13 protein-coding genes and 4 tRNA genes are annotated in these 12,554 nt (G+C 58.1%); 5 read left to right on the forward strand and 12 right to left on the reverse strand.

Translation table 11 applies throughout. The annotated features are described in order from the left end of the window. Window positions 1-5: 5 nt before the first annotated feature. Together BM225_RS04130 and BM225_RS04135 are read left to right on the forward strand one after the other, a co-directional pair. A complete protein-coding gene (locus BM225_RS04130) occupies window positions 6-761 on the forward strand; it encodes a DsbA family protein (protein ID WP_072707106.1) in 756 nt (251 codons plus the stop codon). Further along, window positions 758-1,390, forward strand: coding sequence for a hypothetical protein (locus tag BM225_RS04135; protein WP_072707107.1), 633 nt, complete (start codon window positions 758-760; stop codon window positions 1,388-1,390). The genes BM225_RS04130 and BM225_RS04135 overlap by 4 nt, the downstream gene beginning before the upstream one ends. A 46-nt stretch (window positions 1,391-1,436) precedes the next feature. On the opposite strand, the gene ispG is transcribed toward BM225_RS04135, so the two are convergent. The 3 genes from ispG to hemA all read right to left on the reverse strand — a co-directional run bounded on the left by ispG (window position 1,437) and on the right by hemA (window position 5,250). Next, window positions 1,437-2,561 carry a flavodoxin-dependent (E)-4-hydroxy-3-methylbut-2-enyl-diphosphate synthase gene (gene ispG, locus BM225_RS04140; protein ID WP_072707108.1) on the reverse strand — a complete coding sequence of 375 codons (1,125 nt, stop codon included), beginning with the start codon at window positions 2,559-2,561 and terminating at the stop codon, window positions 1,437-1,439. Window positions 2,562-2,656: 95 nt separating this feature from the next. Further along, on the reverse strand, window positions 2,657-3,904 hold the full coding sequence (locus BM225_RS04145) for a helix-turn-helix domain-containing protein (RefSeq protein ID WP_072707109.1): 1,248 nt from the start codon (window positions 3,902-3,904) through the stop codon (window positions 2,657-2,659). 122 nt (window positions 3,905-4,026) lie between these two features. Continuing rightward, the gene (gene hemA, locus BM225_RS04150; RefSeq protein WP_072707110.1) at window positions 4,027-5,250 is read right to left on the reverse strand and encodes a 5-aminolevulinate synthase; all 1,224 of its coding nucleotides are present in this window, start codon (window positions 5,248-5,250) and stop codon (window positions 4,027-4,029) included. A 232-nt stretch (window positions 5,251-5,482) separates the two neighbouring features. Between hemA and BM225_RS04155 the strand changes: the two genes are divergently transcribed. Continuing rightward, the gene (locus tag BM225_RS04155; RefSeq protein ID WP_072707111.1) at window positions 5,483-6,862 is read left to right on the forward strand and encodes a dipeptidase; all 1,380 of its coding nucleotides are present in this window, start codon (window positions 5,483-5,485) and stop codon (window positions 6,860-6,862) included. Between the two features lie 41 nt (window positions 6,863-6,903). Here the strand turns inward: BM225_RS04155 and idi are convergent, their stop codons facing one another. From idi to BM225_RS04180, 5 genes are all read right to left on the reverse strand, one after another. Next, complete coding sequence (gene idi / locus BM225_RS04160; RefSeq protein ID WP_072707112.1) at window positions 6,904-7,419, reverse strand: isopentenyl-diphosphate Delta-isomerase; 516 nt, start codon at window positions 7,417-7,419, stop codon at window positions 6,904-6,906. 67 nt (window positions 7,420-7,486) lie between these two features. Beyond that, on the reverse strand, window positions 7,487-7,957 hold the full coding sequence (tspO, locus tag BM225_RS04165) for a tryptophan-rich sensory protein TspO (protein WP_218157044.1): 471 nt from the start codon (window positions 7,955-7,957) through the stop codon (window positions 7,487-7,489). A 65-nt stretch (window positions 7,958-8,022) separates the two neighbouring features. Continuing rightward, window positions 8,023-8,099 (reverse strand) — tRNA-Asp (locus BM225_RS04170). Window positions 8,100-8,133: 34 nt separating this feature from the next. Continuing rightward, window positions 8,134-8,210 (reverse strand) — tRNA-Asp (locus BM225_RS04175). Window positions 8,211-8,318: 108 nt separating this feature from the next. After that, window positions 8,319-9,233 carry a pirin family protein gene (locus BM225_RS04180; protein WP_072707113.1) on the reverse strand — a complete coding sequence of 305 codons (915 nt, stop codon included), beginning with the start codon at window positions 9,231-9,233 and terminating at the stop codon, window positions 8,319-8,321. Window positions 9,234-9,569: 336 nt separating this feature from the next. On the opposite strand from BM225_RS04180, the gene BM225_RS04185 reads away from it, so the two are divergent. Both BM225_RS04185 and BM225_RS04190 read left to right on the forward strand, forming a co-directional pair. Then, window positions 9,570-10,427: a LytTR family DNA-binding domain-containing protein gene (locus BM225_RS04185; RefSeq protein ID WP_072707114.1), complete on the forward strand. Its 858-nt coding sequence runs from the start codon at window positions 9,570-9,572 to the stop codon at window positions 10,425-10,427. Then, window positions 10,424-11,317 (forward strand): LytTR family DNA-binding domain-containing protein, encoded by an 894-nt coding sequence (locus tag BM225_RS04190; RefSeq protein WP_072707115.1) that lies wholly within the window; start codon window positions 10,424-10,426, stop codon window positions 11,315-11,317. Before BM225_RS04185 ends, BM225_RS04190 begins: the two co-directional genes overlap by 4 nt. Window positions 11,318-11,327: 10 nt before the next feature. Here BM225_RS04190 and BM225_RS04195 read toward each other — a convergent pair. From BM225_RS04195 to BM225_RS04210, 4 genes are all read right to left on the reverse strand, one after another. Beyond that, window positions 11,328-11,403, reverse strand: a tRNA-Val gene (locus tag BM225_RS04195). 63 nt (window positions 11,404-11,466) lie between these two features. Beyond that, window positions 11,467-12,045: a histidine phosphatase family protein gene (locus tag BM225_RS04200; protein ID WP_072707116.1), complete on the reverse strand. Its 579-nt coding sequence runs from the start codon at window positions 12,043-12,045 to the stop codon at window positions 11,467-11,469. A 57-nt stretch (window positions 12,046-12,102) separates the two neighbouring features. Then, a tRNA-Val gene (locus BM225_RS04205) sits at window positions 12,103-12,177 on the reverse strand. Window positions 12,178-12,191: 14 nt separating this feature from the next. Continuing rightward, window positions 12,192-12,497: an HU family DNA-binding protein gene (locus BM225_RS04210; protein ID WP_072707276.1), complete on the reverse strand. Its 306-nt coding sequence runs from the start codon at window positions 12,495-12,497 to the stop codon at window positions 12,192-12,194. Between the last annotated feature and the right edge of the window lie 57 nt (window positions 12,498-12,554).

Raw genomic sequence — 12,554 nt, forward strand, 5'->3', positions numbered from 1 at the left:
GCCACATGATCCGAACTCTCGTCACCGCCAGCGCTCTGGCTCTGACCGTTGCAGGTTCTGCCGCGACCGCAGAAACCGATCTGACTAGCATGACCGACGCCGAGCGCGCGGCATTCCGTGACGAAGTCCGCGCCTATCTCTTGGACAACCCAGAGATCATTATGGAAGCGGTCAACGTACTGGAACAGCGTCAAGCCGCCGAGGCCGTGAACACCGACCGCAGCTTGGTCGAAACCCATCAAACCGCTATCTTTGAGGACGGCTTCTCTTGGGTCGGCGGCAATCCCGATGGCGACATCACTCTGGTCGAATTTCTGGACTATCGCTGTGGATATTGCCGCAAAGCCTCGGCCGAGGTTGAGCAGCTGATCGAGTCCGATGGCAACATCAGGTTTATCGTCAAAGAGTTCCCGATCTTGGGCGAAGAGAGCGTCATCTCTTCACGCTTTGCGCTGGCCGTACGTGCGGTCGCAGGCGACGATGCCTATAAAGAGGCGCATGACGCCCTGATCACCTACAAGGGCAGCTATGCCGAACCCGCTCTGCGCCGTCTGGCCGAGGGTCTGGGTGTCGATGCGGACGCCGTCATCGCGGGCATGTCTGATCCCGCGATCAACGAAATTCTGCAGGCCAACCGCGAACTGGCGAATAGCCTGCAAATCAGTGGCACGCCGACCTTCGTGATGGATGACACCATGCTGCGGGGCTATGTCCCGCTGGCGCAGATGCAAGCCATCGCTGACGATATTCGCACACAATGATCCGCTGGGCCGCAGCCCTTTTGGCCGCGGCCAGCCCTGCCTGCGCGCTCGATCTCGGGGACCTGACCCCGACCGAGCGCGAGGCCTTTGGTCAGGAACTCCGTGCGCTGCTGTTTGATGAACCCGAGTTGATTGAGCAAGCCCTATCGCCAGCGCGACCTGACCCCATGTCCTTTCACATCGCAGAGGACAAGCGTCGTCTGTCTGACCTACGCGAGCAAATCGCGCCCCAAGATGGGGACGTGGTGATTGGACCCGCTGGCGCACCAGTCGTGACTGCGTTTCTCGGCGCCGAGGATACGTCGGCAGAGATGGCGCGGGTCCTGCGCGATCTGGCGGACACCGCCACACCCCCTCAGATTGTTATCAAATTCTGGCCTGCAAATGACAGGGCCGCCGCGATTGGCCAACTTTATGGCACAGAGGCGCTTTGGGCAGCTTTGACAGGGCAGTCTGATACAGATTGGGACGAAGCCGCAATAGGCGCGCGTGCCGCGAAACTATCGACGGACCGGACCGCGCTCGCAGAGGCGTTGGAGTTGGACGCGCCGCCTTTCCTGCTCATCGACGGCATCATGGTCAAAGGCCCCGTGCCCCCGATCGTCATCCAGAAATACCTCTCTGAATGAAAAAGGGCGCATCGCTGCGCCCTTAGATCCAATCTATCCCAAAGCCTTACTCGGCAGCGTCCGCCATCTCGGCGTCAATTTCTGCTGCGCGCTTTTCGACCTGCTCTACGATGTGGTCGATCATCTTGTCGTTAGACATTTTGTGGCTTTGCTGGCCCGCCAGATAAACCATGCCACTGCCCGCACCGCCGCCAGTAAAGCCGACATCGGTCATCAGCGCCTCGCCTGGGCCATTGACCACACAACCGATAATCGACAGGCTCATGGGCGTTTTGATATGTTCAAGCCGCTGCTCCAAAGCCTCGACCGTTTTGATCACGTCAAAGCCCTGCCGCGCGCAGCTGGGGCAGCTGATGATGTTCACGCCGCGATGGCGCAAACCCAGCGATTTGAGGATTTCATAGCCAACCTTCACCTCTTCGACGGGATCGGCCGACAGGCTCACACGGATCGTGTCGCCAATACCCATCCACAGCAGATTGCCCAGTCCAATTGCCGATTTTATGGTGCCAGAGGTCAGGCCACCCGCCTCGGTGATGCCAAGGTGAATCGGGGCGTCCGTGGCTTCGGCAATCCCTTGATAGGCGGCCGCAGCGAGGAAAACATCGCTGGCTTTGACGCTGATTTTAAATTCGTGGAAGTCGTTGTCCTGCAGAATCCGAATATGCTCTAGCCCGCTTTCGACCATCGCTTCGGGGCACGGCTCGCCGTATTTCTCGAGTAAGTGCTTTTCCAAAGAGCCCGCGTTCACGCCAATGCGGATTGAACAATTGTGGTCGCGCGCTGCTTTGATCACCTCTTTGACACGGGTCTCGTCGCCAATATTACCAGGGTTGATCCGCAGACATGCCGCACCCGCCTCGGCGGCTTCGATCCCGCGTTTGTAGTGGAAATGGATATCAGCCACGATCGGAACCGGGCTCTCCTTGACGATCTCTTTCAACGCGATCGAGCTATCGCGGTCGGGCACGGAGATACGAACGATGTCAGCGCCCGCCTCGGCCGCAGCCTGAACCTGCGCGATGGTGCCTTTGATATCGGTTGTGACCGTGTTGGTCATGGTCTGAACCGAGATCGGAGCGTCCCCGCCCACCGGAACGTTGCCCACCATGATCTGGCGGCTCTTGCGGCGGTAGATGTTACGCCAAGGGCGGACGTGGTTCAGGGACATGGGCACGCACTCCGGGTTAATCAGAAGTCGTGCAACAAATAGGCCTGATAGGGCTGGGGTGCAATCATCCCCTGCCCCAGATCAGAACAAGTTTATCAGTCAGCGGTGGTTTGCTGAGGCGCTTCGATATCTGCCAGCGCCAGTTCGGCGACAACCTTGGCCAGATCCTGATCATTATCAAGCGAGGCGACGGAATAGGTCTGGGACAAGGTTTCGCTGTCAAGCGCGAGGTTTTTGGTCACCACACCGCGGTCACCGGCGGGGCCAAAATGCGTGCCATTGATGTCAAAGTAGACCGCACCGGATTCGCCAACACGAATGGTGGGCGCCTCCTCGGTTTGGGGCACTTCGTAGCTGTCACCGCCATTCATGATGCCCTCGAAGATAACCGAGCCATCTGCCGCACGCACCCGCACCCAAGCAGGCCGAACAGCGACCACCGCCAGACGGGGCGGCGCGTCCTCAACCACTTGCGGCTGCGGAGCCGTGGTTGCCGTCATGGGAGCCTCGGCAATCAAATCGCCTGTGGGCAGCTCTGCTACTTCGGCGATCTGGGGCAGTTCGGGCTGAGCAAAGACCCCGACCGAGCGCGGATCGAGAGACGCAATAGGCGCATCACGGGGCACCAGAACGGGCACGTCCAGCGCCTCGGGACGATAGAGGCGGTCCAGCGCTTCGGCAGGCGGATTAAAGATACCCGCCGCATCGGCTATTTGCTCGCCTTCGGCATCACCCTGCTCGACCAGAGGATCAAGGTCGCTGACCAGCATCGGGGTGTGTTCTACAGGCGCGAGTTGCACACGCTGAATTTCGGTAAACACGCTCCAACCGCCAAAGCCCAGCAGACCGATTACGGCGAGCAGCGCGATCGAAGACCCGATGGCACCAGGCTCGATGCCTGCAAAGATACTCTCTTTGCCAGGAACAAAGGGGGTGCCGGATTCGAGCAGCGGATCAGCATTCATGCGGCGGGCCCGAGGGGCGGGAATACCGTCACGCTTGCGCGACGACGCTTCGGGCGCCATGCCATGCGCAGTCGAAAAACCACTCTCTTTGCAGAACGCCGCGAAGATAACATCGGGCTCTAAACCCAAGTAGCGCGCATAGGACCGGACGTAGCCAGCGATGAAACCGGGCGTATCAAAGACACTAGGATCGCAGTTTTCGATCGCCGCAATGTAGGATGCCTTGATCCGCAGTTCGCGTTGCACATCAAGCAGCGACTTGCCGATCGTTGCACGCTCACCACGCAGGACATCCCCTAGGCGCAGCTCAAAGTCGTCGAAACCCTTCGGCTCCGACGATTGCTCCTGCGCATCATTCGATTGGGGTTTGAAACGCATACCCAAATTACACTGCCCTATTTGCTCGGTCCCGTCACGGCGCCGACTCACATCGATTCGCCGTGTCCTGTTATTAGGGCAAGAATATCACACTGCGTAGGAGAATTCAGCGCAGGACTTGATTAAGCGCTTAATTCGGCACGATTCAGCGCACAGTGCGACCACAGGTCGTCCATTGCGCGGACCAAAGCATCCATTTCTTTGGGGCCATGCACCGGAGACGGGGTGAATCGCAGCCTTTCGGTCCCACGCGGAACGGTGGGGAAGTTGATAGGCTGCACGTAGATCCCGTACTGCTCAAGTAACATGTCAGAGAGCATCTTGCACTTGACCGGGTTGCCCACGTGCACTGGCACAATGTGGCTGTCGTGGTCGATCAGGGGCAAGCCCATCGCTTTCAGGCGGGCCTTCAGGATCTTGGCTTGGGTCTGGTGCGCGTCGCGGATTGACTGGTCTTCTTTCAGTACAGCGATGCTGGCTGCCGCGCCTGCCGCCACTACGGGGGGCAGCGAGGTGGTGAAGATGAAGCCAGGCGCATACGAACGGATCGCATCACACATCTTTTCCGATGCCGCAATGTAGCCTCCGTGGACGCCAAATGCTTTGCCCAGAGTGCCGTTAATAATATCAAGACGATCCAAAAGTCCGTCGCGTTCTGCGACACCGCCACCGCGGGGACCATACATGCCAACGGCGTGCACTTCGTCCAGATATGTCAGAGCGCCGAACTCTTCGGCCAGATCGCACAGCTCTGCGATGGGGCCAAAGTCGCCGTCCATGGAGTAGACCGATTCAAACGCGATCAGCTTGGGCGCGTTGGGATCGTCGGCTTCCAGCAGCTCGCGCAGGTGTGCGACGTCGTTGTGACGGAACACACGCTTGGCACCACCGTTGCGGCGGATGCCCTCGATCATCGAGGCGTGGTTCAGCTCGTCCGAGTAAATGATCAGACCGGGGAACAGCTTGGGCAGGGTCGAAAGGGTCGCGTCGTTTGCGATGTACGCGCTGGTGAACAGCAGCGCCGCCTCTTTCTGGTGCAGATCAGCCAGCTCGGCCTCAAGACGCTTGTGGTAGACAGTGGTGCCCGAGATGTTGCGGGTGCCGCCCGAACCAGCGCCAGTGGCGTCCAGCGCTTCGTGCATTGCTTCCAGCACCTTGGGGTGTTGGCCCATGCCGAGGTAGTCGTTGCCACACCACACAGTGATGTTCTGCTCCGAACCATCCTCCTTGCGCCATACGGCGTGGGGATAATTGCCTTTGCGGCGTTCGATATCGATGAAGGTCCGGTAGCGACCTTCTTCATGCAGGCGGTTCAGAGCTACGTCGAGCTGTTGGGTGTAGTCCACCGGTGTCTCCTGTGTTTGGTTGCCGCGCCCCGCCTATGGCGAAATGCGACATGCCTACCTAGGCATCCCGTCGATTTAGAACGGATATAGGTTACTGTTCGCGTAGGCAACAGGCTACAAGGTGCCGCAGGTATTAGACTTTGATCTGCATCAACGTGCTTGACCGGACCGTGACTGGACAGTCCGACGCCGACTGTTAGGGTCGCCTCCAGTAATATTCTGGAGATTCACGATGACCCTCACCCCCGTTTTGGAGCGGATCGACGCCGATCTGAACGCCTCACTCGACCGTTTGATGGAGCTGCTGCGAATCCAGTCAATCTCGACCGATCCAGCTTATGCGGACCAGTGCGAGGCAGCCGCCGACTGGTTGGTCGCCGACCTGCAGAGTTTTGGCATTGCAGCAGAAAAGCGCGAAACACCGGGCCACCCGATGGTCGTGGGTCACGTGCCCGGTGATGGCCCCCATGTGCTGTTCTATGGTCATTATGACGTTCAGCCCGTCGATCCGCTAAACCTTTGGCACAGAGACCCTTTTGATCCCGCGATCGAAGATGCGAACGGCACCCGCGTGATCCGTGGCCGCGGATCGAGCGACGACAAGGGCCAGCTGATGACCTTTGTCGAGGCCTGCCGCGCGTGGCAGGCTGTGCACGGCTCTCTGCCCTGCCGCATCACCTTCTTCTTCGAAGGCGAAGAGGAAACAGGCTCGCCCTCGCTGGTCCCCTTCATGAAGGAATTTGCCGACGAACTGCGCTGCGATCTGGCTCTGATCTGCGACACCTCGATGGTTGCCCCTGGTGTCCCATCTATCGCCAGCCAGCTGCGCGGGATGCTTAAGGAAGAATTCACGCTGATTGGCCCGAAAATGGATCTGCACTCTGGTCATTATGGAGGCACTGCGCTGAACCCGCTGCACGCAATCGCCGACATTGTGGCCTCGTTCCATGATTCGACCGGCCGTGTAGCAGTCGAAGGATTCTACGAAGGCGTGCACCCCCTGCCCGACGAACTGAAGCGCCAGTGGGAAGGCTGCGGCTTCGACGAGGACGACTACCTTGGCTCTGTCGGCATGACCAAAGCCCACGGCGAAGAAGGCTTCTCAACGCTCGAACTGCAATGGGCCCGCCCGACGCTAGAGGTCAACGGCCTTTGGGGTGGCTATAATGGCAAGGGCAGCAAGACCGTGATTCCGTCCGAAGCGCACTGCAAAATCACTTGCCGTCTTGTTGGCGACATGGAGCCAGACCACCTGCGCGCCGCGATCCGCAAACACGTCGAAGACCGCCTGCCCCAAGATGCTTCGGTCCAGTGGGACAATGATGTGGACGGCGCAAAGGCGGCGGTTATGAACATCGAACGCCCCGAATTCGAAGCCGCCCGTCAGGCGCTGTCCGACGAGTGGGACCGCGAAGCCGTCTTTGTGGGCATGGGCGGATCGATCCCGATCGCGGGCCTGTTCAAAGACATTCTCGGCATGGACGCGATGCTGATCGGCTTTGCGCAGGATGACGATCGCATCCACTCGCCCAACGAAAAGTACAATGTTGAGAGTTTCCACAAGGGCATGCGCTCTTGGGCGCGGGTCCTCGAAGCGCTTTCGAAGAAGTAAGAACAGCAAAGCCAAGGCACCGCGCCTTGGCTTTCTTCTTTTTAGGCAAAGATTACGTCGGCGTGGTCCTGCATGTAGACCTTGAGCCACGGCGTGAACTGATCGGGCTGCTCGGCAATCCTGCGGGCAAGGTCGGGCAATGTTACCCATTCCACCGCCATCACCTCGTCCGGGTTGGGCGTGACGATCAGACCCTCCGGTGCGTCAGATACGTAAATCTGAACAACCTCATGTTCTGTCAGGCCCTGCCCTACGTCGGCACGGTATTCGACCTCTTCTCGGTAGTGCACAGTGATACCCGTGACGCCAAGCTCCTCTTCCATCCGGCGCAAGGCGCAAGCTTCGGGAGCCTCGTCCCAATGGGGGTGCGTGCAGCAGGTGTTCGCCCAGTAGCCCGGCGTGTGGTATTTCGACAAAGCGCGCTGCTGTATCAAAATGCGATCACCGTCACGCAAGAACACGGAAATTGCTGGGTGTCGGAGGCCGAGCTTGTGAACCTCTAGCTTTTCGACAGGTGTCAGGACGCCGTCGCGCCATGCAGGGATGAGATCAGCCATAACGCGCCCGTTCCGTTGCTCTTACGGGGCGCTGGCATATCCCGAGCGCCGCCCTGCCGCAACCCAACTAGGACCGCAAAGCGTCAGGATTATTGCGCCAGATCGATCCATTCAACGCTGCCGCTACCGTGACCCACGCGAGATAGGGCACGAACAACATCCCAGCGAGCCAGTCGATCTGCCAAAGCACGCCCATCAAGATCGCGATCGTGATCCACATGATCGAAATGATCACCATCCCGAGTCTGATCCGATGCGCACCAAAAAAGACCGGCGTCCATAGCGTGTTCAGCGCAATCTGAAGCGCCCAGAGCGCCATGGCCAGACCCAGCAACGGGCCGCCCGCAAACGCAGCGCGCGCTCCGGCCAAAGCCATCAGGATATAAAGAGCTGTCCAAACCAAGGGGAAAGCCCAATTCGGCGGCGTGAACGACGGCTTTTGCAGCGCGACGTACCACGCACCGGGCTTAAACAGCACACCCGTCGCAGCCGCGGCACCACTCGCCGCCAAAAGAATAAAGAAAATCATCCAATCCATGGTAGGATAAGTAATACGTAGATTATGCGCTTCAACCGCCACCTCTTTGATTTCAAGGGAAGAAGTGGCGCGGTTGACGGGGCTCGAACCCGCGACCCCCGGCGTGACAGGCCGGTACTCTAACCAACTGAGCTACAACCGCGCATCTACTTCGCCCGAGGTCTCACATTCAGCAGTGGCGCGGTTGACGGGGCTCGAACCCGCGACCCCCGGCGTGACAGGCCGGTACTCTAACCAACTGAGCTACAACCGCTCGCTGCTGTGTTTGACGCCTCGTTGGCGTGTGGGCGGTGTTTATGGCGTGGCGCGGGTGGCGTCAAGCAGAACCAAACACCTTTTTCAAAAAAAGTTCACGGACCCCTCAGGCCCTGCGCACAGGCAGGGGAACGAACGCATCATTATCGTCGGGCGGCAGGTGGAAAAGCCCGTTTTCCCAATCAGTTGCACGCCATTGCGCCTTGGCTTCCTGAATCTTCTCGCGCGAACTGGAAACGAAGTTCCACCAGATATGACGTGGCCCTTCCATCGTTGCACCGCCAAGCAGCAACAGACGCGCCCCCGCAGCGCCAGCACGCACGCTCAGCGCGTCTTTGGGGTGAAAGACAACAAGACGTCCGGCATCAAACCGATCCTGCCCCACCTCGATACTGCCACCCAGCACATAAACCGCGCGATCCTCTTGGTTGTCGGGCAGTGGCAACTGCGCCCCCGCTTCTAGAAAGGCTTCGGCGTAAAACATTTCCGAAGTTGTGGGGACGCCGGCCTGCGCGCCATACACATCCCCCAAAATCACGCGCACCTGAGTGCCGGTGTCCGTGACAAGCGGCGACTCGGCGACCCCTGCGTGGTGAAAGCTTGGTGCGCTGTCTTCTAGATCTTCGGGCAGCGCGACCCAACTCTGCACCCCGTGCAGCGCGTCAGGGCCGTTGAGCGTGACGCCGTCAGTGCGTTCGGAATGTGTAATCCCTTGCCCTGCAATCATCAGGTTCACGTCGCCGGGTCTGATCCACTGCTTTGACCCCAAGCTGTCGCGATGGTGCAAGCGCCCCGACATCAGATAGGTCACCGTCGCCAGACCGATATGCGGATGCGGCAAGACATCAAGGCTCTGACCGTTCAGATATTCCATAGGCCCCATCTCATCAAAAAATATGAAGGGCCCCACCATTTGCCGCTGCTTGGAGGGCAGCGCACGCTGCACTTCGAAACCGCCGATGTCGCCTGCGCGCGGGACAATCACTGTTTCGACCGCGTCAGACATGGGATTACCGCACATTACTGGCCCCCTTTGTGTGAATGCAAACTTGTATGTGGGAGGAGATTGGCAGGGATCGAGCGCGCTTTGCGAACAATTCGTGTTTTGACCTGCACAACCGGTTCGCTATCCTGACACAATAGCATACGATAGTCGCAATGGATGCGCGCAAAAGGACCAAACATTTTCGGAAGGGGAATAGGGTGCGACAGACCGAAGGGTAAAAATCAAAACCGTTAAGCCGCTCACTATGCCTGCGGCCTGTCGCTTCACTCGTTAAACACACACGAGTTAAAAAACCGTTCACCTACACAGCAGTATTACAGCCCTCGGTGATCTTCAAAAAACTTAAGACTTATGAGCCCAATCGAACAAGCCTTGTGTCGTGAAATGCACACTTTTGACGCCTTATGGCACGAAATTCACCTCACGCTTCGTGAAATTCCACAGATTTTCGCGCGTCGCGAAGCTGTAGTTTTCCTTTGTTTAGCAGGACTTACGCTCATCGCCTTGGATCCACACGACTTTTTGGACCATATTACGGTCCTTGAGGCGCTCTTTGTGTGGGCCTGCGCGGATGTCATCTTTGCCTTGGTGTATTTCATGACATTGCTCGGAATCGCGATGCTTCCGACGAAGACAGCCCCAAAAATCTATCTTCCGATACCCAGCACCTTTGCATTTACCGTCACAACGATTTTCGTAGAATCAATGATCGGCACCCTTAGTCTAGGAGAGTACACCCCAAAGGTGTGGCCAGACATCATGGCTTTTGTCGTGGTTGCTCAACTATTCGAGTTTTTGTTTGTGCGCTATGTCCTGCCGGACGTTCTCAAGGCAATCCGAGCAAATCGCCCCCAAGGCATCGGCGGCCGCTCCTTGCAAATCGGTGACCAGACCTGGCCCCTGACCGACATCAGCGCGATCTCGTCGAACCAGCATTACCTGCAGATCGATTTTCTAGATGCAGAGCCCCTGAGCATCCGAGCGCGCATCTCGGACGTGTTAAACGACCTGCCCCCCGAAGCCGGCGTGCAGCCCCACAGATCGTGGTGGGTCGCTGCGCATGCCTGCCCTTCTTTGATCAGCGAAGGTCGGAAAAGATGGCTCGTCACGCCCTATGGACACAAGATCCCTGTAGCCAGAGGTCGAATTGACGAAGTCGAAAAATGGCTAAACACTCATGGTGTACCGGAGTCGAATACTACGTCATGAGTAACTTTTCACACGCCCTAGACACGCGCTTTTCCCTTATCGACATTCTTGGTGGTCGATACCGGGTCAAGCTGCGAACGGCTCTGCCAGCAATCTTTTCACTGACTAGCTTTCTGTTCTTTGTCGTTCTCGTCCTGACGCTTTGGATCAGTGACCCGCTAGACTATCACGACTACATCGCCCCAGGTGGCGCGCTGCTGATGTGGTCGACAGGCACCGTGATCATTGTATGCACCTATGTGGGCGGCCTGATACTTTGGGCCAGCACACCGCTCTCGCTGAAGTTCCCGATCCCCATCACGCTCGCGGGCTTGCCCGCCTTTGCGCTTTCCACGCTGTATCACCGCATTCTCGGTGAGATTTTCTCAGGCGGTGAGTGGACACAGGAATTGTGGCCCAGCCATGTTTTCCTGTTCGTGACTCAAATCGGTTTCGAAGTGCTTTATCTGCGCTATGGGTTGCCCAAATCATTTCAAGACATCGCGGATCGCAAGGACGCCGCCGCGCAAGAGGCGGCAAAAGCGGCTGAACCCGTGGTGGCGGACGACACACCCTCATCTTCCAAGCACATCACCCTGCCTGGCGAGGCCGCGATCGTTCTAGAGGATGTTTGGCTCGTGCGCGCTCTGGAGCACTATGTCGAGATCCACACCGAGGAAAGCGCTCAGCGTGTGGTTCGTGCACGGATTGCAGATTTCATTGCACAGGTCGGTCATGACCACGGCATTCAAACGCATCGATCATGGTGGGTATCCGCGCGTGCCGCCAAACAACTGATATCGGAGAACGGCAAACGATTCTTGGAGCTGCACGATGGACAAAAAATCCCAGTTTCGCGTGGCCGTCTCGCAGATGTCCAAGAATGGCTATCTGAGAATATCGGTCTCTAAGCGGAGGGAATGGTGGGTGATGAGAGACTCGAACTCCCGACATCTTCGGTGTAAACGAAGCGCTCTACCAACTGAGCTAATCACCCGGTAGCGCGGTGTTTACTGCCACGGTTTGGGGAAGGCAAGAGCCGTTTTTGAAAAAAGTTCATCTATTTGAGAATAGTTTGCTGACCGCCCCGAAAGGCAAAGATAACGCCTTGGCCATCAGGCACTTCGCCCAGCCGATCCATGCCCCACCCCATCACCTGCGCGCGCAAAAACCGCGATGTGAACCCGTGTGTGACGACCACGGCAGGTCGCGTCAGATCTGACAAGAAGGCACCAGTGCGCGCCCAAAGGCTGTCGAAGCTCTCGCCTTCTGGAACACGGCGGTAAAACTCCAGCACGGATTCGTTTTCGTATTGCGCCGGCCAACGCTCGACAATGTCAGAGAGCAGCAAGCCAGCCCATTGCCCCATCCCGATTTCAGCGATCCGTGTGTCGGTTTGCACATCACACCCCATCAGTCGCGCTATCGGCTCTGCTGTTCGCATCGCCCTGCCCTGCGGACTGCTGATAACGTCAAATGCACCCTTCGCAAGGCCCTGGTCGGCAAGCCGCTGCGCCATTGCATGGGCCTGCGCTTCTCCCTTGGCAGTGAGGGGTGAATCGAACCCGCCCTGCATTCGTCCTTCGGCATTTGCGACAGTCTCGCCGTGGCGCAGGATGTAGAGCTCTGGCAGGTGCATCGGGCCGCTCCGTCAAACAGAAAGGGCGCGCCCTATACAGGGAGCGCCCGGGAATTCTGGTGGGTGATAAGAGATTTGAACTCCTGACATCTTCGATGTGAACGAAGCGCTCTACCACTGAGCTAATCACCCGTTGGGGCGTGGAATTAGCTGTCTTCGCCACCCTCTGCAAGCGGTTTCTTGTCCTGACCTTTGGACTGACGCAGACGCAGGTTAACCACGGTCGCGTTCGCGCCGGACTTGCTGTTCTTGATCATCAGTTTACCCAACGGAGGAACGTTCACGCTCTGACCGTTGGTCAGCGCTTCGCCCAAGACTTCGAGCGCGGCTTCAACAGCGGCCTTCACGTCGGGCTTCTTTAGGTCAACTTTGGCGGCGACCGCTTCGATGAGCTCTTTCTTCTTCATCTGAGGGAGCGCATCGGTCGGTTCATTGGTCGAGACAACAGTCATATCAATATCTTCCGCGGAGGTTTGGGAATTATCCATGAAACAAAAACCTTTTAACAA

It is taken from the genome of Donghicola eburneus (assembly GCF_900115865.1).
GTDB classification, from domain to species: Bacteria; Pseudomonadota; Alphaproteobacteria; order Rhodobacterales; family Rhodobacteraceae; genus Donghicola; species Donghicola eburneus.

Excerpts from the sequence above, each read along its gene's own strand:
- BM225_RS04180 (WP_072707113.1), bottom strand. The coding sequence starts at position 9,233 with ATGTGCGGTAATCCCATGTCTGACGCGGTCGAAACAGTGATTGTCCCG.
- tspO (WP_218157044.1), bottom strand. The coding sequence starts at position 7,957 with ATGGATTGGATGATTTTCTTTATTCTTTTGGCGGCGAGTGGTGCCGCG.
- BM225_RS04190 (WP_072707115.1), top strand. The coding sequence starts at position 10,424 with ATGAGTAACTTTTCACACGCCCTAGACACGCGCTTTTCCCTTATCGAC.
- idi (WP_072707112.1), bottom strand. The coding sequence starts at position 7,419 with ATGGCTGATCTCATCCCTGCATGGCGCGACGGCGTCCTGACACCTGTC.
- BM225_RS04210 (WP_072707276.1), bottom strand. The coding sequence starts at position 12,497 with ATGACTGTTGTCTCGACCAATGAACCGACCGATGCGCTCCCTCAGATG.
- ispG (WP_072707108.1), bottom strand. The coding sequence starts at position 2,561 with ATGTCCCTGAACCACGTCCGCCCTTGGCGTAACATCTACCGCCGCAAG.
- BM225_RS04130 (WP_072707106.1), top strand. The coding sequence starts at position 6 with ATGATCCGAACTCTCGTCACCGCCAGCGCTCTGGCTCTGACCGTTGCA.
- BM225_RS04185 (WP_072707114.1), top strand. The coding sequence starts at position 9,570 with ATGAGCCCAATCGAACAAGCCTTGTGTCGTGAAATGCACACTTTTGAC.
- BM225_RS04155 (WP_072707111.1), top strand. The coding sequence starts at position 5,483 with ATGACCCTCACCCCCGTTTTGGAGCGGATCGACGCCGATCTGAACGCC.
- BM225_RS04200 (WP_072707116.1), bottom strand. The coding sequence starts at position 12,045 with ATGCACCTGCCAGAGCTCTACATCCTGCGCCACGGCGAGACTGTCGCA.
- BM225_RS04145 (WP_072707109.1), bottom strand. The coding sequence starts at position 3,904 with ATGCGTTTCAAACCCCAATCGAATGATGCGCAGGAGCAATCGTCGGAG.
- BM225_RS04135 (WP_072707107.1), top strand. The coding sequence starts at position 758 with ATGATCCGCTGGGCCGCAGCCCTTTTGGCCGCGGCCAGCCCTGCCTGC.